The 21,738-nt window shown below is 70.7% G+C and carries 19 protein-coding genes; 14 read left to right on the top strand and 5 right to left on the bottom strand.

Annotated elements, in window-relative coordinates:
- Positions 1 to 443: 443 nt before the first annotated feature.
- The gene (locus OG381_RS25035) at positions 444 to 1,367 is read left to right on the top strand and encodes an amidohydrolase family protein (protein ID WP_327718302.1); all 924 of its coding nucleotides are present in this window, start codon (positions 444 to 446) and stop codon (positions 1,365 to 1,367) included.
- A 43-nt stretch (positions 1,368 to 1,410) separates the two neighbouring features.
- Positions 1,411 to 1,905, top strand: coding sequence for a MarR family winged helix-turn-helix transcriptional regulator (locus OG381_RS25030; RefSeq protein WP_327718301.1), 495 nt, complete (start codon positions 1,411 to 1,413; stop codon positions 1,903 to 1,905).
- 350 nt (positions 1,906 to 2,255) lie between these two features.
- Here OG381_RS25030 and OG381_RS25025 read toward each other — a convergent pair whose 3' ends face one another.
- Both OG381_RS25025 and OG381_RS25020 read right to left on the bottom strand, forming a co-directional pair.
- Entirely contained in the window at positions 2,256 to 2,879 is a 624-nt protein-coding gene (locus tag OG381_RS25025; RefSeq protein ID WP_327718300.1) for a phosphoribosylanthranilate isomerase, read from the bottom strand.
- Positions 2,880 to 2,951: 72 nt separating this feature from the next.
- Complete coding sequence (locus tag OG381_RS25020; RefSeq protein ID WP_327718299.1) at positions 2,952 to 4,523, bottom strand: carbohydrate-binding protein; 1,572 nt, start codon at positions 4,521 to 4,523, stop codon at positions 2,952 to 2,954.
- Positions 4,524 to 4,792: 269 nt separating this feature from the next.
- Here OG381_RS25020 and OG381_RS25015 point away from each other — a divergent pair, with 269 nt between their 5' ends.
- The 10 genes from OG381_RS25015 to fxsT all read left to right on the top strand — a co-directional run bounded on the left by OG381_RS25015 (position 4,793) and on the right by fxsT (position 16,694).
- Entirely contained in the window at positions 4,793 to 6,391 is a 1,599-nt protein-coding gene (locus OG381_RS25015) for an alpha/beta hydrolase (RefSeq protein ID WP_327718298.1), read from the top strand.
- Positions 6,392 to 6,869: 478 nt separating this feature from the next.
- A complete protein-coding gene (locus tag OG381_RS25010; protein ID WP_327722551.1) occupies positions 6,870 to 7,631 on the top strand; it encodes an ABC transporter permease in 762 nt (253 codons plus the stop codon).
- A gap of 46 nt (positions 7,632 to 7,677) precedes the next feature.
- Positions 7,678 to 8,730 (top strand): taurine ABC transporter substrate-binding protein, encoded by a 1,053-nt coding sequence (locus tag OG381_RS25005; RefSeq protein WP_327718296.1) that lies wholly within the window; start codon positions 7,678 to 7,680, stop codon positions 8,728 to 8,730.
- The gene (locus OG381_RS25000; protein ID WP_327718295.1) at positions 8,717 to 9,508 is read left to right on the top strand and encodes an ABC transporter ATP-binding protein; all 792 of its coding nucleotides are present in this window, start codon (positions 8,717 to 8,719) and stop codon (positions 9,506 to 9,508) included. The genes OG381_RS25005 and OG381_RS25000 overlap by 14 nt, the downstream gene beginning before the upstream one ends.
- 27 nt (positions 9,509 to 9,535) lie before the next feature.
- Positions 9,536 to 10,399 carry a TauD/TfdA dioxygenase family protein gene (locus OG381_RS24995; protein ID WP_327718294.1) on the top strand — a complete coding sequence of 288 codons (864 nt, stop codon included), beginning with the start codon at positions 9,536 to 9,538 and terminating at the stop codon, positions 10,397 to 10,399.
- A 28-nt stretch (positions 10,400 to 10,427) separates the two neighbouring features.
- Positions 10,428 to 10,757 (top strand): antibiotic biosynthesis monooxygenase family protein, encoded by a 330-nt coding sequence (locus OG381_RS24990; RefSeq protein WP_327718293.1) that lies wholly within the window; start codon positions 10,428 to 10,430, stop codon positions 10,755 to 10,757.
- 125 nt (positions 10,758 to 10,882) lie between these two features.
- Positions 10,883 to 11,722 (top strand): helix-turn-helix domain-containing protein, encoded by an 840-nt coding sequence (locus OG381_RS24985; RefSeq protein ID WP_327718292.1) that lies wholly within the window; start codon positions 10,883 to 10,885, stop codon positions 11,720 to 11,722.
- On the top strand, positions 11,719 to 11,895 hold the full coding sequence (locus tag OG381_RS24980; RefSeq protein ID WP_327718290.1) for a DUF397 domain-containing protein: 177 nt from the start codon (positions 11,719 to 11,721) through the stop codon (positions 11,893 to 11,895). Before OG381_RS24985 ends, OG381_RS24980 begins: the two co-directional genes overlap by 4 nt.
- A gap of 6 nt (positions 11,896 to 11,901) precedes the next feature.
- Entirely contained in the window at positions 11,902 to 12,489 is a 588-nt protein-coding gene (locus OG381_RS24975; RefSeq protein ID WP_327718289.1) for a toll/interleukin-1 receptor domain-containing protein, read from the top strand.
- Positions 12,489 to 16,694, top strand: coding sequence for an FxSxx-COOH system tetratricopeptide repeat protein (fxsT, locus tag OG381_RS24970; protein ID WP_327718288.1), 4,206 nt, complete (start codon positions 12,489 to 12,491; stop codon positions 16,692 to 16,694). Before OG381_RS24975 ends, fxsT begins: the two co-directional genes overlap by 1 nt.
- A gap of 11 nt (positions 16,695 to 16,705) precedes the next feature.
- Here fxsT and OG381_RS24965 read toward each other — a convergent pair whose 3' ends face one another.
- Both OG381_RS24965 and OG381_RS24960 read right to left on the bottom strand, forming a co-directional pair.
- Positions 16,706 to 17,824, bottom strand: a complete 1,119-nt coding sequence (locus OG381_RS24965; protein WP_327718287.1) for a sugar ABC transporter substrate-binding protein — start codon at positions 17,822 to 17,824, stop codon at positions 16,706 to 16,708.
- Between the two features lie 150 nt (positions 17,825 to 17,974).
- The gene (locus tag OG381_RS24960; RefSeq protein WP_327718286.1) at positions 17,975 to 18,622 is read right to left on the bottom strand and encodes a TetR/AcrR family transcriptional regulator; all 648 of its coding nucleotides are present in this window, start codon (positions 18,620 to 18,622) and stop codon (positions 17,975 to 17,977) included.
- A gap of 368 nt (positions 18,623 to 18,990) precedes the next feature.
- On the opposite strand from OG381_RS24960, the gene OG381_RS24955 reads away from it, so the two are divergent.
- A complete protein-coding gene (locus OG381_RS24955) occupies positions 18,991 to 20,082 on the top strand; it encodes a cytochrome P450 family protein (RefSeq protein ID WP_327718285.1) in 1,092 nt (363 codons plus the stop codon).
- Here the strand turns inward: OG381_RS24955 and OG381_RS24950 are convergent, their stop codons facing one another.
- Entirely contained in the window at positions 20,083 to 20,451 is a 369-nt protein-coding gene (locus tag OG381_RS24950) for a DUF4333 domain-containing protein (protein ID WP_327718284.1), read from the bottom strand.
- Between the two features lie 114 nt (positions 20,452 to 20,565).
- Between OG381_RS24950 and OG381_RS24945 the strand changes: the two genes are divergently transcribed.
- Entirely contained in the window at positions 20,566 to 21,720 is a 1,155-nt protein-coding gene (locus OG381_RS24945) for a sensor histidine kinase (protein WP_327718283.1), read from the top strand.
- The last annotated feature ends 18 nt before the right edge of the window (positions 21,721 to 21,738 follow it).

Genomic DNA, 21,738 nt, shown 5'->3' with positions numbered 1-21,738 from the left:
GGGGCGATGTGTCCCAGGGGTCCGAGCGGTTCGTGGTGTGCGGTTTGCGTCGTCCGGTCGGTGTGGTCTGTGTGTACAGCTCGCCGAGTTCGGTCATGCGGTCGGCGATCTGGCGGCGGCTCAGCGGGCGGAGGAGTTCGCCCTCCTCGGGGGAGGGTCCCTGGCGGTGCCGCGGTGGATGCGGTCGGCCCCGGACCGGGGTCCCGGGGTGGGCGGTCGCCGGGCGGTCGGGGCTGTTCGAGGTCATGAGGCGAACCCTGCCCCGGGTCCGACGGTGGCCGGCCCGGCATCGTCGTTCGCCGAGAACGGCACCGGAGCGGAGCCGGCGCGCGAAGAGCCCTCGGTGCCTTCGAGCCTACGCCCGCCGCCGTGCCGGAGCCCGGCCGCGGGAAGGGGCGCCGCGCTGTTGGACGTGCGGCGTCGTCAGAGGCGATCGTGGGGGCATGAGCGATCAGGCGGACATGAGCGAGGTGTCTTCGGGCGAGGAAGCCGGCGAGGTGCGCCGCTTCTGGGGGCGGTTGGGGCTTCCCGGGCTGATCGACGTGCATACGCACTTCATGCCCGAGCGGGTCCTGCGCAAGGTCTGGGAGTACTTCGACGCGCTCGGACCGCTGACCGGCGGCCTGGAGTGGCCGATCACCTACCGGCAGGAGGAGGCGGAACGGGCGGAGCTGCTGCGGGAGTTCGGCGTACGGGCCTTCACCTCGATGCTCTACCCGCACAAGCCGGGCATGGCCCGGTGGCTGAACGACTGGGCCGCCGACTTCGCCCGCCGCACGCCCGACTGTCTGCACACCGCCACGCTCTTTCCCGAGCCGGACACCGAGGCCTACGTCCGCGAGGCCGTCGAGGCGGGCGCGCGGGTCTTCAAGGCCCATGTGCAGGTGGGGGCGTACGACCCGGCCGACGAACTCCTCGACGGAGCCTGGGGGTTGCTGGCGGAGGCCGGGGTCCCCGTCGTCATCCACTGCGGCTCCGGTCCGGCGCCCGGCAAGCACACCGGGCCCGAGCCGGTCGCCCGGGTGTTGGGGCGCCACCCTCGGCTGCGGCTGATCGTCGCGCACATGGGGATGCCCGAGTACGAGGACTTCCTCGGGCTCGCGGAGCGGTACGGGGAGGTGCGGCTGGACACGACGATGGCGTTCACCGACTTCACGGAGGACTTCATCCCGTTCCCCCGCCGGGCCCTGCCCCGCCTGACCGACCTCGGCGACCGCATCCTGCTCGGCACCGACTTCCCCAACATCCCCTATCCGTATCTGCACCAGCTGCACGCCCTGGAGCGGCTGGGGCTCGGGGAGGCGTGGCTGCGGCGGGTGTGCCACGACAACGCGGCGGGGTTGTTCGGGCTGACCGGCACGGCATGATCAGGGGTGCACCGGCAGGGACGAGGAGAGGGGCGGCTGAGCCGTGGACGAGCGGGTGGAGATCTCGACGGCGAAGGAGGCCGCGGGCGATGAGCTGGTGCTCGCCTTCGGGCGGCTTCAGGGCGCGGCGAACCGGCTGGAGTACATCCTGGGGCGGGCCCTGGAGGTGGAGTGCGGTATCAGCCACCTCATGTTCGAGGTGCTGCTCATCCTGGGCCGGGCGGGCGAGCCGGGGCTCTCGATGCGGGCCATCGCGCAGGAGCAGGTGCTGACGACCGGCGGCGCCACGCGGCTGGTGGACCGTATGGAGGCGGCGGGTCTGGTCGAGCGGGCCGAGGATCCCGGTGACCGGCGCGGGCGTCTGGTGCGGCTGACGCCCCGGGGCGAGGAGACCACGGTCGCCGCCGCGCGGGTGCACGTGGAGAACATCCGCCGCTATTTCGTGGCCCCTCTCCCGGCCGAGGACCGCGACCGCTTCGCGGAGGACCTGCGCATCCTGAGCCACGCGGCCCGGGACACCCTCCCCCGCCTGCCCTGACACCAACGCCACCCGAACCGCTGCGGGTCGCGGGTGCGGCAGCTGCCACACCCGACAAGAAATACCTGACACGTCAGTCCCCGGGGCAGCGGTCAGAGCCACCGACGTCACCGAGGGCGCCCGGAATCCGGCTCCTGCCGCGTCAGCCCGGCGGGCGGGCCGGGAGGCGCGGCCACACGAGGCCTCTCGGTCCCCGAGGCAGCGGTCGGAGCCGCCGACGTCACCGAGGCCGCCCGGAATCCGGCCCCCGCCGCCTCAGCCCGGCGGGTTGGCCGGGAGGCGCGTCCGCGCGAGGCCTCTCGGTCCCCGGGACCAGCGGTCGGGGCCGTCGACGTCGCCGGGGCCTGCCGTCAGGCCGGGGGGCGGGCTGACTTGATGAAGGCTGTGATCAGGGCGGGGTCCTTTACGCCGCGGGCGTGTTCCACTCCGCTGGAGACGTCGACGCCCCAGGGGCTGGTCGCCTCGACGGCCACCCGGACGTTGTCGGGGGTGAGTCCGCCGGCGAGGAGCCACTTCTCGCCGGGGGCGGCGAGGGGCTTGCTGGACCAGTCCCAGGCGATGCCGGAGCCGGGGACGGGGGCGTCGAGCAGGAGCATGTCCTCGCCGTACTCACCGACGCGGGGCACGGAGTCGCCGAAGGCCGCGGCGCGGATCAGGGTCCAGTCGCCGGTGGCGAGGGCGGCGTAGTACGCGTGGTCCTCGGGGCCGTGCAGCTGGACGGCCCCGAGGCCGGACTCGTCGGCCATGGCGCGTACGAAGTCCAGGGGCTCCTCCCGGAAGACGCCGACCGTCAGGACGTGCTCGGGCACCCGGCGGCCGAGCCGGGCGGCCGTGGCGGCGTCGACGCGGCGCGGGCTCCGGGAGAAGACGAAGCCGATGGCGTCGGCGCCGGCCTCGACGGCCGTGTCGACGTCCCGCTCGGTCTGCAGTCCGCAGATCTTGATGAACAGGGTTTCCCTGGAGTTCTCGCTCACGGGTCCCAGACTGCCGTATGGCGCGCGGAAGGCCCGGGTCGGGGACCCGGGCCTTACACGCGGAACGTGGCGTTACAGCGTGACCTTCGTGCCGCCGATCGTCACGACGAGCGTGCCGTTCGAGGCGAAGGACCAGCCCAGGGCGCCGTTGTAGGCGGAGCAGCGGGAGCCGTTGGTGCCGGACCAGAACTGGTTGGAGCTGTCGGCGTCACCGACGTACCGGTCGGACGATCCGCTGTTGCAGGAGGTGTTGTTGCGGAACACCGAGGTGCCGCCGTCGAAGTTGAAGTTGCGCTCGGTGTTGGCGATGCTCAGGTTGTTCGAGATCGTCATCGTGCCCGGGTTGCTGTTGAAGGTGAACCCGTGCTTGCCGTTCTCGAAGGCGATGCTGCGCTTCACGACGTGGTTGACCGCGATGCCGTCGCCGCCGAGCTTGTAGCCGTTGCGGTCGCCGTTGCCGGCCGTGGTGCCGTCGCTGAGGGTGCCGTTGTCGTAGGCGAGGGAGTCCTCGATGGTCACCGGGCCGATGGCACCGGTGTCGGTCTTGGTGTAGAGGTCCCAGCCGTCGTCGATGTTGTTGTGGGAGACGGCGTACCGGAAGACGTTGCCGCTGCCGGTCGTCAGCTTCGCGGCGAAGCCGTCGGCGTCCTCGCCGTCGGAGTCGGCGTTGTCGTGCGACTCGGCGCTGAGGATCAGGTTGTTGGCCGGCCACTCGCTGTTGGGGGTGGTGGAGGCCATCCGTCCGAGCTGGAGCCCGGTGTCACGGTTGTAGCGGGTCACCGTGCGCTCGATGACGTTGTTGCTGCCGCCGACGTAGATCCCGTTGTCACCGGCGCGCTCGACGACGAGGCCCTTGATGTGCCAGTAGCTGGCGTTCAGCTGGAGCCCGCGGTTGGACGAGGCCTCGGTCTGCGCCGAGAAGTTGAGGACGGGGGTCTCACCCGCGTAGGCGGCGAGGGTGGTCCGGGCGGACGAGGTGCCGTTGCTGCCGGCCGGGATGGTGACCGTCGTGGAGTGGTTGTACGTCCCTCCGCGCAGGTAGATCGTGCCGCCCGAGGACACCTTGCCGATCGCCGAGGCGAGGGTGGTCGGGGCGTCGATCGTGCCGGCCGCGCCGGCGGTGCCGCTGGGCGAGACGTAGAGCGCGCCGCTCGCGGGAGGCGTGGTGCCGCCGTCGGGCGTCGTGGCCTCGAGGTAGTCGACGTTGGGCAGGCCGGTGGCGGTGGTCGGGGAGAGCCGGATGGTGTTGCTGCCCGAATTGACCGGCACGGTCAGGGTCTTGGTGGTCCAGCCCGTCCAGGTGCCCGTGCCCTCGAAGGAGGCCGTGCTGACCGTCGTGCCGTTCACGATGATGTTCGCCGGTCGGGCGGTGGTGGTGCCGTTGGCGAAGCGGACGGCCACGGTCGCCGTGCCGGCCGCGGACGAGGTGACGGTGAACTGGGCATAGCCGCTGGTGGCGTTCGTGGCGTTGCAGAAGCCGCTGCCGGAGTAGCCGGTCCAGTCGGATTCGATGGCGCCGGTGCAGACGGCCGGGGACGTCTCGGCCTCGTAGCGGGCGGTGGCGGCCTGCGCGGTGGGGCCGGACAGGGCGACGAAGGTGCCGCCGAGGAGGGCGGCGCAGGCTATTGCGGTTCTCAGGTGCATCGTGGATCTCCATCTCCAGGACGGTGCGGGTCGTGCCAGAGGGGTGGAGCGGGTGAGTCTGAGACAAGACTTGGAAAGCGCTTTCCCCCGGAAGGTAGGAGTGCTGGCCTGAGCACGTCAATAGTCCGGTAGCTGATTTCTGTTCACATGGACGAACACCGTGGAGACATCCCGGAAACACCTGTGCGTTCCCTGTGGAACGGGAGGCCCCTCGAACTCCTCTTCATCCACGGGTTCTTGGTGCCACATCAGCTACAGGGGGACACACCGTGCTCAGACCACTCAAAACCGTCGGTGCGGCGGCGATCGCGCTCGTCATAGCCGGGGCCGGGGCAGTCCAGGCGGCACCCGCCCGGACCGCTCCGGCCCCGGTACCGACCCTCGCCTGGGCGGCCTGCCAGGGCGGCTTCGAGTGTGCGAACGCCGCCGTGCCGCTCGACTACGACGACCCGGACGGCGCCACCATCACCCTGGCCGTCATCCGCAAGAAGGCCACTGCCCAGGCCGAACACAAGGGCACCCTCTTCATGCAGCCCGGCGGCCCGGGCAACTCCGGCGTGGACTTCGTCCGCAACAACTACGCCGACCTGCCGGCCGACCTGCGCGACTCCTTCGACGTCTTCGGCTACGACGTGCGCGGCGTCGGCCGCAGCTCAGCCCTCCAGTGCTGGGACGACCCCACGTACACGGCCGCCGTCACCGCGGCCAAGGGCGTCCCCGGCCCCGACGCCTACGAACCCGCCGTACAGCAGGCCGCCGCCTTCGACCAGGCGTGCCAGGACAACGCGGGGGCCCTGCTGCCGTATGTCGGCACGGAGTACGTCGCCCGGGACATCGACCTGCTGCGCCAGGCGCTCGGCGAGGAGCAACTCACCTACTACGGCCGGTCGTTCGGCAGCTACATCGGCACGGTCTACGCGTCCCTGTTCCCGGAGCGGGTACGGGCCCTCGTGCTCGACGGCGCGTACGACCCCGAGCGCTACGCGAACCGGCCCTACGCCTACGACCGCACCCAGTACCTCGCCCTGGACGGCGCGATGAGCCGCTTCCTCGACTGGTGCGCCGCGGACCAGGCGACCTGCGGGTTCGGCGACGGCGACCCGCGCGCGGCCTTCGAGAAGCTGAAGGCGGACCTGGACGCGAACCCGGTCGTGACCGCGAGCGGCGGCCGGGCGAACGGCTACACCCTCGTGTACCGCCTGATGTTCAACATCAACGAGGGCAAGGTCATCTGGCCCGCCCTCGGCGAGGCGATGCGCAAGGCGCAGCTGCGCGACAACACGTCCTTCCTGCTGCGGCCGCCGTCCCCGGCCAGCTTCGACTTCCTCGGCCCGAACGTGGTCGTCGAGTGCGTCGACAAGGACTACCCGGACAGCCCGGCCCGTATGAAGCGCGAGGTCACCACCAACGCCCGGCTGGCCCCCCTCCTGGGCCCCGCCATGGCCTTCGGCCCGCCGACCTACGACCACCAGCACGCCACGGCCTGCGTCCAGTGGCCCGGCGAGCAGGTCAGCCGCTACGGCGGCCCCTTCGAGGCGGAGGGCTCCGCGCCGATCCTGGTCCTCGGCACGACCGGTGACCCGGACACCCCCTACCGGGACGCGGTGGCGCTGTCGCGGGAGCTCGACAACGGACGGCTGCTCACCTTCGAGGCCGAGGGACACACGGCGTTCGGGCGCAGCGCGTGCGCGACGGACGCGGTGACGTCCTACCTGGCCGACCTGAAGGTCCCGAAGCGCGGCACGCGGTGCGCCGACGAGACCCAGCCGCCGTCGTCGACACCCACGGTGGCTCCTTCCGGTACGACCCTGAGTGAACTCCGGAACGGAGTGAGCGACCGGGTGGAACGCATCGGCACCCTGCGCTGACTCTTCCGAGGCGCCGGCCCGCTGTCGGGGCCGGCGCCTCGCCCATGCGCCCATGCGCCCACCGGACCTCGTCCAGGAAGTAAGACGCCTCTTGGTGGGGGGCTGTGGCTGCTGTACAACTTTGTCCATGATTCACAAGCCGCTTGTGCGACGCCTGGTCATCGACCTGTGCCGACGCCCGGCTTCGTGTTGTCGTTGATCCCGCGCTGACCCCGTGGTGATCCCTTGGTGACGTGCGTCTGATGCGCGTCTGATTCCGGTTCCGCCACGGGCCGTTTCCCTGCTCGCACCTCCGGTGCCTCTCTTTTCGGGCCGTCGTCCCCGTTGCTGCGACGGCCGCGACCGCTTGCTCCTCGGCGCCCGTTGGAGGCTGCCCGTGTCCACGACACCTCGGCTGTCGAAGGCCGATCCCGTTCCCGTAGTCGACGGCAACTCCCTTGCCACAAACCGGCGTTGGGCTCGGGCGCGTAACCTTGCCCTGCCCTTCGGGTCGCTTCTTCTCTTTCTCGCCCTGTGGCAGTTGCTCGCGGCCGCCGGGACGTGGAGTGAGACGTTGGTGCCGGCGCCGGCCAAGGTGTGGGACGCGTTCGTCGACGTGTCCGGCACGCATGACGGCGTACGGGGCTACAACGGCACCACGCTCATCGAGCACCTCGGCATCAGCCTGCGCCGCATCGCGCTCGGCGCCGGTATCGGCATCGTCATCGGAGTGCTGTTCGGCGTGCTCATGGGCACCGTCGGCTGGTTCCGCGCGCTGTTCGAGCCCTGGATCACCTTCCTGCGGACGCTCCCGCCGCTGGCGTACTTCTCGCTGCTCATCATCTGGCTCGGCATCAACGAGGAGCCGAAGGTCACGCTGCTGGCCGTGGCCGCGTTCCCGCCGGTGGCGGTGTCCACGACGGCCGCCGTAGCCGCCGTACCGCGAAGCCTGGTCGAGGCGGCCCGGGCGCTCGGCGGATCCCGCTGGGACGTCGTCAAGGACGTCGTCCTGCCCTCCGCGCTCCCCGAGACCCTCACCGGCGTACGCCTAGCCGTCGGCGTGGCCTACTCCTCCCTGGTCGCCGCCGAACTGGTCAACGGCCTGCCCGGCATCGGCGGCATGGTCAAGGACGCCGCCAACTACAACAACACCCCGGTCGTGCTGGTCGGCATCATCGCGATCGGCGTCTCCGGGCTGGTCATCGACGGGCTGCTGCTCCGGCTGGAGCGGGCCGTCGTGCCCTGGCGCGGCCGCGCATAGACCCACCCCGTCCCCCTCGACTCCCCCGCACAGAAACGGCACCGCCATGTCCCCTGCCTCCCCCGGCCCCTCCCGTCGCCTCCTCCTCGCCGGCGCCCTCGCCACCGTCTCCGCCGCGCTCACCGGCTGCTCCTCCGACAGCGAGGCCGCCTCCTCCGGCGGCGCCAAGCGGCTGCGGATCGGCTACTTCGCCTTCCCCAGCGGCGACCTGATCGTCAAGCAGAGAAAGCTCCTGGAGAAGGCCCTGCCGGATCACAAGATCTCCTGGATCAAGTTCGACTCCGGCGCCAGCGTCAACCAGGCCTTCCTCGGCAAGTCCCTCGACATCGCGGCCCTCGGCTCCAGCCCGTTCGCCCGCGGGGTGTCGGGCAGCTCGCCGATCCCGTACAAGGTCGCCTTCATCCTCGACGTGGCCGGCGAGAACGAGGCCCTGATCGCCCGCAAGTCCACCGGCATCACCGACGTCGCCGGACTCAAGGGCAAGACCATCGCCACGCCCTTCGCCTCCACCTCCCACTACAGCCTGCTCGCCGCGCTCACCGCCGCCGGGCTCAAGACCTCCGACGTCAAGCTCGTCGACCTCCAGCCGCAGCCGATCCTCGCCGCCTGGCAGCGCGGCGACATCGACGCCGCCTACGTCTGGCTGCCCACCCTCGACGAACTCCGCAAGACCGGCACCCAGTTGACCAGCAGCAAGGAGATCGGCGCGGCGGGCAAGCCGACCCTCGACCTGGCCGTCGTCTCCGACGAGCTGATCTCCCGCGACCCCCAGGCCATCGACATCTGGCGCTCGGTCGAGGCGGAGGCCCTGCGGCTGCTGAAGTCCGACCCGGACGGCACGGTCAAGGACGTCGCCGCCGAACTCGGCATCAGCACCGCCGACGCCAAGGCCCAGCTCGCCCAGGGCGTGTTCCTCACCCCCGAGGAGGTCGCCTCCCCCGACTGGCTGGGCACCGACGGCAGCCCCGGCAAGCTGCTCACCTACGTCACCGACACCGCGACCTTCCTCGCCGGCCAGAAGCAGATCGACGCGGCGCCGGACGAGGCCGCGGTCCGCAAGGCGTTCTATCTGAAGGGCCTGCCCGATGTCCTCAAGTGAGACCAGGGAAGCGCCCGTCGAGACCCCCGTCGACGGTTCCGTCCGGATCGAGAACGTCACCCACCGGTACGGCCCCGTCACCGCCGTCGGCCCGGTCGATCTCACCGTCCCCGAGGGCGAGTTCCTCGTCCTGGTGGGCGCCTCCGGCTGCGGGAAGAGCACCCTGCTGCGGCTGATCGCCGGGTTCGAGCAGCCCACGCAGGGCGCGGTACGGGTCTCCGGCAACGCGCCGAAGCCCGGAGAGGCGGCCGGGGTCGTGTTCCAGTCGCCGCGACTGTTCCCGTGGCGGACCGTGCAGGGCAACATCGACCTGGCCCTGCGGTACGCGGGCGTCGAACGCGCCCAATGGCCGCACCGCCGGGCCGAGTTGCTGGCCCGCGTCGGACTGGAGGGCACCGAGAAACGGCGCGTGTGGGAGATCTCCGGCGGACAGCAGCAGCGCGTCGCCATCGCCCGCGCCCTGGCCGCCGAGAACCCCCTCTTCCTGCTCGACGAGCCGTTCGCCGCGCTGGACGCGCTGACCCGGGAGCGGCTCCAGGAGGACGTACGCCGGGTCACGGGCCGTACGACGGTCTTCGTGACCCACTCCGCCGAGGAGGCCGTCTTCCTCGGCTCCCGCATCGTCGTCCTCACCAAGTCCCCCGGAACCGTCGCCCTCGACCTGCCGATCGACCTCCCGCGCGGCGAGGTCGACGCCGACGCGCTGCGCGAGTCCCGCGAGTTCACCGAGCTGCGCGCCCAGGTGTCGCACGCGGTCAAGTCGGCCGCGGCGGCCTGAACGCCGTATCGAAGAAAGGAACGTGAAATGACGGTCAGCACCCCGCCCCAGCTTCGGCTCACGCCCCTCGGCCCGGACTTCGGCGCCGAGATCGACGGCATCGACCTCGCCCGCCTCACCGACGAGGAGGTCCAGTCGCTCAGGGAAACGCTCGTGGCGTACAAGGTCCTCTTCGTCCGCGGCCAGGACGGTCTCGACGACGACGCGCAGATCGAGTTCGGCCGCCGCCTCGGCGAGGTCACCGCCGGGCACCCGGTGCACGACTCCGGCGACGTGGCGCCCGAGGTGTACGCGCTGGACAGCCAGGACGGCGGCTTCTCCGACGTCTGGCACACGGACGTCACCTTCGTCCGCCGCCCGCCCGCGATCTCGGTCCTCCGGGCCGTCGTCCTCCCCCCGAACGGCGGCGACACCACCTGGGCCGACAGCCAGCTCGCCTACGAGTCGCTCTCCCCGGGTCTGCGGGCGTACGTCGACACGCTCACCGCCGTGCACGACGGCAACCGCGAGTTCGGCTACTACCTCGCCCAGCGCCGCCAGGGCCGCGGCAACGTCTGGGACGGCGAGGTCGTCACAGCGCTGACACCGGTCGAGCACCCCGTGGTCCGCGTCCACCCCGAGAGCGGCCGCAAGGGCCTGTTCGTGAACCCCGGCTTCACCTCGCACATCGCGGGCGTCTCCGAATACGAGAGCCGGGGCCTCCTCGACATCCTCTACGCCCACCTCACCAAGCCCGAACACCTCGTACGCCACCGCTGGCGGCGCGGCGACGTGGCGCTGTGGGACAACCGCAGCACCGCCCACTACGCCAACCGCGACTACGGCGACCGGCACCGGGTCATGCACCGCATCACCCTGCGCGGCGACGAGCCCGTGGGTCCCCGGGGCTGACACCGGGCACGCGGCGCACAATGGGGCCATGAGCATCGTCAAGATCAACGTACTCACGGTTCCTGAAGAGCAGCGCGAAGTCCTGGAGAAGCGGTTCGCCGCCCGGGCCGGGGCGGTGGAGGGGTCGGACGGCTTCGAGTGGTTCGAGCTGCTGCGGCCCGTGGAGGGCACCGACACCTACCTCGTGTACACACGGTGGCGCTCCGAGGAGGACTTCGAGAAGTGGCGGTCCCAGATGGGAGCCTCCCACGGTGGTGGCGGTGGCGCCCAGGGCGGGGAGCAGCAGAAGCCCGCGGCGTCCGGGGCGACGCTGTGGTCCTTCGAAGTGGTGCAGTCCGCGGGGCCCCAGGAGGGCTGATCCCGGCGTTTCCCTGACGCAGGTCACTCTCCGTGTCCATCATGGAACCCTGTGCGCACCCGTACAACGCGTTTGTACGGGTGCGTCGCGGTGAACGTACGGGCGCGGCGGGGGAGTTCAACGCCATGGGAACGACGACAGGTCCACGGTCACGGACCGCACGCAGGAACGCCTCCGCGATGAGGATGGTGGGCGCGCTGCTCGCCGTCTTCCGGACGGCGGCCGGGTACACGCAGCAGCAGCTGGGCGACCTGCTCGGCCTCGGGGAGCAGACCGTCGCCTCGATCGAGCAGGGCAGACGGCGGTTGATGCCGGATGTCGCCGCGCGGCTCGATGAACTCCTCGACACCAAAGGGGCGTTGTCGGTCGCGCTGAGCAAGATGCCGGAAGTGGATCTCGTCCCGCTGTGGGCGGAGGAGTTTCTGGCGCGGGAGCGGGAAGCGATCGCGATCTCGTCGTACGAGAACCAGGTGGTGCCCGGGTTGCTCCAGACGGACGGGTACGCGGGAGCCGTGTTCCGGAGCCGTGTGCCGGTCTACGACGAGGATGAAATCGCGCGGCTGGTGGCAAGCCGGGTCGAGCGTCAGGCGATTCTGCGCGTAAAGGAGTCGCCGATCACGAGCTTCGTGGTCTGGGAGCCGGTGGTGCGGTCGCCGCTGGGCGGGAAGGCGGTCCAGGCGGAGCAGTTGCGACATCTGCGCACGTGCTCCGAACTCCCCGGGCTCATGCTCCAGATCCTGCCGCTGGAGCGCGCCGCCCACGCCGGATTGGACGGCCCGTTCGTCCTCCTGGAGACCCCCGAACACCAGCGGCTCGTCTACGTCGAGACGCAACGCGGAAGTCAACTCATCGCAGACCAGGGCGAGGTGGCGATCCTGAACCAGAAATATGCCATGCTGCGGTCACAGGCCCTCACCCCGGAGGACACGAGGGATCTGCTGGACCGTCTGCTAGGAGAGCAATGAGCGGCACCGCACTTCAGTGGTTCAAGTCGAGCTACAGCGGCAGCGAAGGCGGCAACTGCGTGGAGGTCGCCACCCAGGCCACCGCAGTGCACGTCCGTGACTCCAAGAACCCGGCCGGTCCGCAGCTCACCGTCGCTCCGGACGCCTGGGCCGCCTTTGTCGCCCAGAGGTAGCGCGGGGTGGATTACGAGTACGACGTCTTCATCAGTTACAGCCACAGAGGGCATGTAAAAGACTGGGTGAAGAACCATTTCCAGGAAGAGTTGACGAAGTCCCTGTGGGACGTGTTACCCAACGACCCCCGGATCTTCGTGGATTACGAGATCCCGGTGGGAACGCACTGGCCGGAGAAACTCGAAGACGCCCTCCTGAAAAGCCGCTGTCTCGTGGCGATATGGTCGCCGCCCTACTTCCGTTCCGAGTGGTGCATGGCGGAGTGGACGAGCATGCGGAGGCGTCAGCAGGTTCTGGGGGAGACGAACGGTGAGGCGCCGACCCTGATCTACCCGATCAGGTTCGCGGACGGCGACCACTTCCACCCCGACGCACAGGCGACCCAGCACTGCAGGGACCTGAGCAAGTACGGGCACGACGGTGAGCAGTTCCGGAACACTCCCGACTACGTGGCGTTCCAGCGGGAAATGCGGACCGTGGCCGAGGAGGTCGCGTCGCTCATCGACTGCGCGCCGGAGTGGCAGGCCGACTGGCCGGTCGACCGTCCAGAGGCCTATCGGAAGATTCCCCAGAGCCGTCTGCCGAGGTTGTGATGGGCAAACTCGACGGCAAAGTCGTGACGTTCTACTCCTACAAGGGCGGGGTGGGCCGCAGCTTTCTGCTCTCCAACACCGCCACGCTGCTCGCCCAGTGGGGATACCGGGTCCTCTGCATCGACTGGGATCTGGAGGCCCCCGGCCTTCACTACTACTTCCGCCCCCATATGGAGAGCCCGGAGACCGGGCTGGTGGAAATGGTGCTGGGCGCTCGCGACGGGCAACAGGTGGACGCGCTGGGGCACATCACGCCGGTCACCTTCCCGGACGGTTCGCGGCTCGATCTCATCGCCGCGGGCGGGGTCGGGGGCGACTACATCCCGAACGTGCAGGGCATCGACTGGGACGCCCTGTACGAGGAGCGGGACTTCGGCAACGTGCTGGAGGACTGGCGGCGGCGCTGGATCGAGTCGTACGACGTCATCTTCGTGGACAGCAGGACCGGGATCTCGGACTCCGGCGGTATCTGTACGGCTCAGCTGCCGCACATCCTGGCGTACGCCTTCACCGCGAACCAGCAGAACGTGGACGGCGTACTGGAGGTGGTGGGGAGGGCGGCCAAGGCGCGCAACGGGCTGCCGTACGACCGCTCCCGGCTGCTGACACTTCCCTTGCTCTGCCGGTTCGACATGAGCGAGGAGTACGAGCGGGCGGCGGACTGGCGACGGAAGCTCCAGCCCGCGCTCAGGTCCAGCTACAACGCCTGGGTTCCGGAGGGGGCGGCGGTCGAGCGGGTGCTGGACCACTGCACGGTGCCGTACTCGGCCTACTGGTCGTTCGGGGAGGAACTCCCGGTCCTGACCGAGGACTTCAGGAACCCCCAGCTCATCAGCTACAGCATCGCGTCGATCGCCGGGTTGATCGCGCGGCATCTGGAGGATGTTCGGCTCTTCACCGAGAGTCGGGACGCTTATGTGGATGCCGCGATCAGGACGGGGCGGCGTGGGGGTCAGTATCAGTACGACTTCTTCATCAGCACTGCGTCGAACACGGACGACGACGCCAGGAAGCTGGCCGAACTGCTCGCGGTCGAGGGATTCACCAGCTACGTGTACGACCCGCGGGACGACCCGCACCCGGTTATCGACACCTGCCGGCATTTCGTCCTGCTCGCCCGTGACACGGTGAACACGCACCAGCGCGTCGATGTGAACTACTTCTTGCGGCAGACCCTGGACGAACAGACGGACCGCGCCCTGTTCCCCGTCATCACGCCCCGGCACATTCTGCGCGACCTGCCGTCCATCGCTCAGTCGATCCGGCCCTACGCGCTGTCCGAGGATGCGCTGCCGAGCGTCGCGAGGGCGATCGGTGCCCGGGTGCGGGGGGACGCTCCGCCGAGCGCGGCCCCCGAGAACAGCTATGCCTCGCCGGACGAGAACTTGTGCATCTCCCACGCCGGTCCGGACCGGGCGTGGGCGGAGTGGGTGGCCTGGCAATTGCAGGACGCCGGGTACGCGGTCGAGCTGGATGTGTGGCACTGGGGGGCGGGGGACAAGTTCGTCGAGCGTGTGGACCAGTCGGTCAGGCGAGGACGGACCATCGCCCTGTTCTCGGAGGCGTACTTCCACCCTGACCGGTACAGGATGGCGGAGGTGTCCGAGGTGCTGGCCGCGTGGGGCAAGCTCATCCCCGTGCGCATCGATCACGCCGTAGCGCCGTCCGCTCTGCGCGCGCTCGTGGCACCGAATGTGAACTACTTCTTGCGGCAGACCCTGGACGAACAGACGGACCGCGCCCTGTTCCCCGTCATCACGCCCCGGCACATTCTGCGCGACCTGCCGTCCATCGCTCAGTCGATCCGGCCCTACGCGCTGTCCGAGGATGCGCTGCCGAGCGTCGCGAGGGCGATCGGTGCCCGGGTGCGGGGGGACGCTCCGCCGAGCGCGGCCCCCGAGAACAGCTATGCCTCGCCGGACGAGAACTTGTGCATCTCCCACGCCGGTCCGGACCGGGCGTGGGCGGAGTGGGTGGCCTGGCAATTGCAGGACGCCGGGTACGCGGTCGAGCTGGATGTGTGGCACTGGGGGGCGGGGGACAAGTTCGTCGAGCGTGTGGACCAGTCGGTCAGGCGAGGACGGACCATCGCCCTGTTCTCGGAGGCGTACTTCCACCCTGACCGGTACAGGATGGCGGAGGTGTCCGAGGTGCTGGCCGCGTGGGGCAAGCTCATCCCCGTGCGCATCGATCACGCCGTAGCGCCGTCCGCTCTGCGCGCGCTCGTGGCACCGAGCCTGGTCGGGCTGGACGAGGGGGAGGCACGGGCCGTACTGCTGCGCGCGGTGGCCGGTCCTCTCGGTACACCGGGCGGCGAATCCCGGAGGTCTGGCGCGTCGGGGCCCCGGCTGCCGGGGAGTCTGCCGCAGGTGTGGAACGTGCAGCCGCGCAGGTCCAACTTCGTAGGCCGGGAAGACCTGTTGATGCAGGTCCGCACTCGGCTGACGGAATCACGCACGGCACCCGTGCTGGCCCTCAGCGGACGGATCGGGGTGGGCAAGACCCAGCTGGCCATCGAGTACGCGCACCGGTTCAGCGGGGAGTACGAGCTGGTGTGGTGGGTGGAGGCCGACCGGCAGATCCCTCCTCAGCTGGCCGCGCTCGCACGGCTCATCGACTGTGCCGCCCCCAAGGCCTCCGAGCAGGAGGCGGTACAGGCGCTCCTCAACCACCTGCGCACCCGGCCGCGCTGGCTGATCGTCTTCGACAACGCCGTAGACCCGGCCGACCTCACCCGGCATCTGCCGACCGGCGAGGGGCATGTACTGATCACTTCCCGGAACCCGCTCTGGCACCAGGTCGCCACGTCGGTCGAGGTCGGCGTCCTGGACCGCACCGAGGCGGTGGATCTTCTCCGCCTGCGCAGTCCGCAACTGAGTGACGAGGACGCGAGTCGCCTGGCCACCGCCCTGGACGATCTGCCCCTCGCGTTGGCTCAGGCCGGGGAGTCCCTCTATCTCTTCACCCCGGACCAGTACCTGCAACAGCTGGAACTCCACGCCGACGCGGCGGTCAGCGACGGCACGCCGTTCGACTATCCGGGCTCCCTGTCCACGCAGCTGGACGGGACCATGACCCGGCTGGCCGTCTCGGAACCCCTGGCGGCCGAGCTGTTGCGAGCGTGCTCGCTGCTGGCACCGGAGCCGTTCCCGCTGCACGCCAGTGACCCCCACAGAGCGCGGACACCGGACGACGGCGGCGGTGCGGAGCTGGTGCGGGCGCTGTCCCACCCCCGCGCCTTCCGGCAGGCCCTGACGGCGGTGGAACGCCTCGGGCTGGCCCGGGGGTCCGGCGGCAGCATCCAGGTGGACCGTCTCACCCAGGCCGTCCTACGTGATCAGCTCACCCCCGAGAGCCGTGCGCCGGCCGCCCGCCACGCCAGCGCCCTGCTGGCCACCGCCTACCCCGGCCAGGCCGCCGACCCGGAGACCTGGCCGCACTGGCCCGCCCTGCTGCCGCACCTCCTCGCCATCGGCCCCGCCGACCTCACCACACCGCTCGCCCGGTTCGCGGCCTGTGAGGCCTGCTGGTACCTGCTGGACCGCGGGGACACCCGCACCGCCCTGGCCCGGCTCCAGGACCTGCACCGGGACTGGGAGCAGCGATGGGGTGCCGACGCCGAGGACACCATGTGGGCAGCCGCCTACCTGGCCCGTGCCTACGCCGATACGGGGGAGCTCTCCGAGGCCCACCGTCTGGAATCCAGCACCCTGCACCGGCAACAGACACAGCTGGGCCCGGATCACCCCGGCACCCTGCGCGCCGGCGGCAACTTCTCCCTGCGGCTGGCTGCCCTGGGCAACACGACGGATGCCCGCGCTGTGGCCGTGCAGACCCTCGAAGCGCAGCGCCGGTTACTGGGCGAGGACCATCCCGACACCCTGGTCACCGCGGGCAACCTCGCCGTCCTCCTGTCCGAACTGGGTCAGTTCGAAGGGGCTCTCACCCTGACCGAGGACACCCTGGCCCGCCAGCGCCACGTGCTCGGCGAGAACCACCCGCACACCCTGGTGACCGCCGGCAATCTCGCCCTCCACCTCGCCGCCCGGGGTGAGACGGAACGGGCCGAGGACCTCGTCCTGGACACCCTCACCCGACAGCTCGGCCTGCTCGGCGAGACCCACCCCGACATCCTGCACACCATGGACATCGTCAACAGCCGCACCCACAGCGCCCGATCCGTGCAGCAGCCGAACCTCGCGTAAGGCGCCCCGCCCTACTTCAGCCCGACCGCCGCGCAGTCCGCCGCGTACTCCGGCGTACAGATCTCCTTCACCGTGTAGACCCCGTCCCGGATCACCGTGTCCTTGATGTTGAACTTCGTGAGCGCGACGACCGGCACCAGCATCGACGGGATGTCCTTCTGCGTCGGACTGTCGACGGAGTCCTGGGCGAGGGAGTCGAACTCGATGGAGCGGCCCTTGACCTTGGCGACGGCCATCTCGGCGGCGTTGTTGGCCTCTTCGAGGAAGGACTTGTAGACGGTCATGTACTGCTCGCCCGAGAGGATCCGCTGCACCGCCGCGAGGTCGGCGTCCTGGCCGGTGACGGGTGGGATCCTGGTGGCGCCGGCGGCTTTCATCGCGTCGATGACGGCGCCCGCCATGCCGTCGTTGGCCGAGTAGACCGCGGAGATGTTGCTCAGTCCGACCGCCTGGACGGCCTTGGTCATGTTGGCCTTGGCGATCTCCGGCTTCCACTCCTCGGTGTCGTACGACTTGGCGATGACCACGTGATTGGCGAGCACGCTGAGCGCGCCGGCCTTGAAGCGGGCCGTGTTGGGGTCGGCGGGTGAGCCGTTCATCATGACGATCTTGCTGGACTCGGCCTTGTCACCGAGCGCCTCCAGGATGGAGCGGGCCTGCACCTCGCCGACGAGTTCGTTGTCGTGCGATATGTACGCGTCGATGGGGCCCTGGGCGAGGCGGTCGTACGCGATGACGGGGATGCCCGCGTCCTTCGCCTTCTGGACGTCCGGCGCGATGGCCTTGGCGTCGACGGCGTCCACGAGGACAACGTCCACCTTGGCCGCGATCATCTGCTCGAACTGCTGGCTCTGCTTGTCCGCGCTCGCCAGGGCGTTGGCGTAACGGACCGTGCCCTTGCCGTGGGTGAGGTCGGCGACCCGCGTCTTGATGAGGGGGTAGTCGAACTTCTCGAAGCGCTTGGTCTCCTTGTCGGGCAGGAGCAGGCCCACCGTGATGTCGTCGCCCTTCTTCGGACTCGCGGAGCTCTCACTTCCGCTGACGGCGTCGACGACACCGCAGGAGGTGAGCAGCAGCGCCGAGGCGACGGTGAGGAGGGCGGTTCTGTGGGGGGCGGTACGAACGTTCACTGACGTGCCTTCCGAGCAGTGGAGCGGCGGAGCGCTTCGAGCGTCTCGCGCCAAAACCGCTCACAGGAGACCCGTACCGAATCTCCCCGACCCACCACGCCTTGTTTCACATTTGACCAGTGAGGGGGCGGCAGGTGGGCGGCTCCGTTCTCACGCCGTGCGGTGCGGGCCCAACTCCTGGAGTACGTCACCCAGTTCGGCGGGGGTCAGGGCCGCGCCCGGCAGGGGGGCCCGAGGCGCGTCGGTGCGCAGACCCGCCAGGAGCAGGGCCAGCGGGCGGCGCCAGGTGTCGGGGGTCGTCGCGGCGGTCAGGGCGGGGACCGCGCGGCCCAGGGCGGCGAGGGTGAACAGGACGTCCTCGACGGTGGCGTCGGGGCGGACGGTCCCCTCCTCGTGGCCGCGGCGCAGCAGGAGTTCGAGCGTCTCGCGGTTGTGGGCGTGCACGGCTGCCAGGGAGTCGACGCCGTCCACGCGGGTGGTCATGAGGTCGTTGGTGCCGCGGTCGGCGGCCAGCGTGGTGAACACGGCGTCCAGGTAGGCGGTCAGGCCCGTCCAGGCGTCCGGGGCCCTTCTCGCCTCCTCGCCTGCCGTCATCGTGCCGGTCAGCTGGTCGCGGAAGACGGCGTCGATGAGGGCGGCGCGGGTCGGGAAGTGGCGGTAGAGGGTCGCGTTGCCCACGCCTGCGCGGCGGGCGATCACGTCGAGCGGGGCGTCGAGGCCGTGCTCGGTGAAGACGGCGTGTGCCGCTTCCGTCAGCAGTTCCCGGTTGCGCCGCGCGTCGCGTCGCAGTGCGCACATGTCTTGCCCTCCGTACCCAAGTGGGGAGCACTCCCCGGGCGTGATGCTATCGTCGGAGCACGAAGTGGGGAGTACTCCCCGTTTCTGGTGGCGGCGGGGGCGGGTCGGGTGCGCGTGGCTGACGGGGGTGCGCGCCGGGCCTTTTTTCGCCCCCGCCGCCCCTACCCGTCCCATCCCTGGGGGCTGCGCCCCCAGCCCCCCGCTTCGGCCCCGAAAGGGCCTCGTCCTCAAACGCCGGACGGGCTGAGATGCCTGGACCGACGATAAGAGGCGAAGCCCCCAGCGGGTGGGTGGGGGTTCGGGACGGTGCGGCCTCGTCCTCAAACGCCGGACGGGCTGAAAAGCGCGCGAAACGGAAGGAATCTCCCATGGAACCCCTCACCCTCCGCACCCAAGGTCCCGTCCACCGGGTTCATGTCCCCGGCAGTGGCGAGGCCTGGATGGTTGTCGGGTGGGAGCTCGCGCGGGCGGCGCTCACCGATCCCCGGTTGGGTAACGACATTCGGCACTCCGCGTCCTGGGAGAGCGACGGTGGGCATGCGGTCGGGCGGAACATGTTGCAGAGTGATCCGCCGCTGCACACGCGGTTGCGGCGGCTGGTCGCGGGGCACTTCAGTGCCGGGCGGATCGGTGCGCTGGGGCCGCGGGTCGAGGAGATCGCCGGGGAGCTGATCGCCGTACTGCCACGGGAGGGGACCGTGGACATCGTCGGGCAGTACGCGCTGCCGTTGCCCGTCACCGTGATCTGCGAGCTGCTGGGGGTTCCGGCCGAGGAGCGGGACGGCTTCCACGCCTGGTCGAACGAGCTGGTCATGCCCACCTCGCCGGAGGCGGCCGCCGCGGCGGGGGCGGCGCTGACCGCATGTCTGACCGAGCTGACCGGGCGCAAGGGGACGCTTCTCGGCGACCTGGCGGGAGAGCTCGACGGCGAGGAACTGCTCGGCATGGCCTTCCTGCTGCTCGTCGCCGGGCACGAGACGACCGTCAACCTGATCTCGGCCACCCTCCACGGGCTGCTGTCCCACCCGGACCAGTTCGCCCTCCTCCGCGACGACCCCGCTCTGACCGAGTCCGCCGTCGAGGAGGCACTGCGCCTCTACTCACCCGTGCACACCACCGCGTTCCGGTTCGCCGCCGAGCCCCTGGAGCTCGCGGGTGTCCGCATAGCCGCCGGTGACGCGGTGCTCGTCTCGCTCGCCGCGGCCTCCCGTGACCCGCTCCGCTTCCCCGACCCCGACCGCTTCGACATCACCCGGCGCACGACGGGCCACCTCGGCTTCGGGCACGGCCTGCACCACTGTCTCGGCGCCCCGCTGGCCCGGATGGAGGCCTCCGTCGCCGTACGGCTGCTCCTGCGGCACCGTCCCGCGCTCGCCTTCGCGACCGACCCGGCGGAACTCACCTGGCGCAGCAGCACGTTGCTGCGGGGGCTGGCCGAACTGCCGCTGCGGGTCGGCTGATCAGCGGTCGAACTTCCAGGTGAGGTGGGTGTCCGTCACCCTCACCACCCGCACGGGGATGTCGAGCGTCGTGCCGTCGGTGCGCCGGCCCTTGCAGGTGAGGGTCGCCCCGGCCTGTGCCTTCAGGCCCTCGGGGCAGGAGACGTGGACCTTCACGCCGACCCAGGGCAGCGGGTGGTAGAGGCTCTCGGTGCGGCCGGCGACGATGTTCGGGGCGAGGGCCTTGTGGCCGTCGACCGTGACGGTGTCGTACGCGTCCAGCGCGGTCGTCGACTCGGTGGACGAGAGCAGATGGGTGCCGATCCCGCCGAGGGCCAGTACCGCGGCGGCACCGCCGACGACACCGAGGAGGAATCTGCTGTCCGGCATGGCGCGCGTGCTCCTGAGGTGAGAGGGACCTCCAGCATCGCCCCTCCCCCCGGTCCCGCTCCTCGGCCGTTCGGCCGATCCCGCGACCGGACCGGCGCGCATACCGTGATCCCCATGAAGTCCGCTTCCCCCCGGGGCTGCGCCCGCGGTGCCGTCGTGGGCGCGCTGCTCGCCCTGTGCTTCGTCGACGTGCTGGGCACGCTGGAGGCGGGCTACGGCCTCGGGCGCCCGGCGGCCGTCCTCACCGTCGGCCTGACCGCGCTGCTGTGGCCGGCCGCACGGCGCCCCGACTGGCTCACCCCGCAGCTGCGCACCGCCGTGCCCGCCCTGGCCTCGCTTCTGTACACGGCGTCGGCGCTCTCCCCCCACCGGACCGCCGCCTTCGGCCCGGGCGAGGTCGCCGTCCTGCTGTGTCTGCTGTTCGTCGCGGTACGGCACTGCCCGCCGCGCTGGGCCGTGGTGTGCGGTCTGCTGGACCTGGCGGCCGTGCTCGCCCAGCCCGCCCGCTACTCCCGGCAGCTGACCGCGGGCCAGGCCCCGGGCTATGTCCTGGTCGGTCTGGTCCTGGCCGGTCTCGTCGCCTCCCTGGCGGCCTATCTGCGCTCCCTCGACTACCGCCGTACCGTCGCCGTCGCCGAGACCCGCCGCGAGGAACGCCTCGCCATCGCCGCCGACCTGCACGACTTCGTGGCCCACCATGTGACCGGCATCCTCGTCCAGACCCAGGTGGCCCGCATGATGGCGACCACCCAGCCGGAGGACCTCGACCCGGTCCTCGCGGGCATCGAGGGCGCCGCGACCGAGGCGCTGGCGTCCATGCGGCGCACGGTCGGTGTGCTGCGGGACGCGGACGAGGCCGACCGGCGCCCGGTGGGCGACCTCGCGGGCATCGGGGACCTGGTGGAACGCTTCGGCGGTCCGGTCCAGAAGGTCGCCCTGGACCGCGCAGGCGTCCCGGACGACCTGCCGCACGAGGTGCAGGCGGCGGCCTTCCGGGTCGTGCAGGAGGCGCTGACGAACGTACGCCGGCACGCGGCCGACGCGAGCGAGGTCACCGTCCGGCTGGGCCTCGACGGCGGCCGTCTGACCGTGTCCGTGGCCGACGACGGCCGGGGCGGCTCCCCGCTCCCGGACGCGGCGCACGGCGGCGGCTTCGGGCTCGTCGGGCTGAAGGAACGGGTGACGGCGCTCGGCGGTGAGCTGACGGCCGGGCCGCGTGCGGGGCACGGGTGGGAGACCAGGGCCGCGTTCCCGCTCTCGGCCGAATGACCGAGAGCGGGGCGCTGG

This window comes from Streptomyces sp. NBC_00490, assembly GCF_036013645.1.
GTDB lineage: Bacteria > Actinomycetota > Actinomycetes > Streptomycetales > Streptomycetaceae > Streptomyces > Streptomyces canus_F.
Note: the sequence above shows the minus strand (reverse complement) of the source record. Positions and strands in the feature narration are given on the sequence as shown.

Bases quoted from the DNA above. Each gene is read 5' to 3' on its own strand.
- OG381_RS25035 (WP_327718302.1), top strand. From the start codon at position 444: ATGAGCGATCAGGCGGACATGAGCGAGGTGTCTTCGGGCGAGGAAGCC.
- OG381_RS25020 (WP_327718299.1), bottom strand. From the start codon at position 4,523: ATGCACCTGAGAACCGCAATAGCCTGCGCCGCCCTCCTCGGCGGCACC.
- OG381_RS25005 (WP_327718296.1), top strand. From the start codon at position 7,678: ATGTCCCCTGCCTCCCCCGGCCCCTCCCGTCGCCTCCTCCTCGCCGGC.
- OG381_RS25000 (WP_327718295.1), top strand. From the start codon at position 8,717: ATGTCCTCAAGTGAGACCAGGGAAGCGCCCGTCGAGACCCCCGTCGAC.
- OG381_RS24995 (WP_327718294.1), top strand. From the start codon at position 9,536: ATGACGGTCAGCACCCCGCCCCAGCTTCGGCTCACGCCCCTCGGCCCG.
- OG381_RS24990 (WP_327718293.1), top strand. From the start codon at position 10,428: ATGAGCATCGTCAAGATCAACGTACTCACGGTTCCTGAAGAGCAGCGC.
- OG381_RS24985 (WP_327718292.1), top strand. From the start codon at position 10,883: ATGGGAACGACGACAGGTCCACGGTCACGGACCGCACGCAGGAACGCC.
- OG381_RS24980 (WP_327718290.1), top strand. From the start codon at position 11,719: ATGAGCGGCACCGCACTTCAGTGGTTCAAGTCGAGCTACAGCGGCAGC.
- fxsT (WP_327718288.1), top strand. From the start codon at position 12,489: ATGGGCAAACTCGACGGCAAAGTCGTGACGTTCTACTCCTACAAGGGC.
- OG381_RS24960 (WP_327718286.1), bottom strand. From the start codon at position 18,622: ATGTGCGCACTGCGACGCGACGCGCGGCGCAACCGGGAACTGCTGACG.
- OG381_RS24955 (WP_327718285.1), top strand. From the start codon at position 18,991: ATGGAACCCCTCACCCTCCGCACCCAAGGTCCCGTCCACCGGGTTCAT.
- OG381_RS24950 (WP_327718284.1), bottom strand. From the start codon at position 20,451: ATGCCGGACAGCAGATTCCTCCTCGGTGTCGTCGGCGGTGCCGCCGCG.
- OG381_RS24945 (WP_327718283.1), top strand. From the start codon at position 20,566: ATGAAGTCCGCTTCCCCCCGGGGCTGCGCCCGCGGTGCCGTCGTGGGC.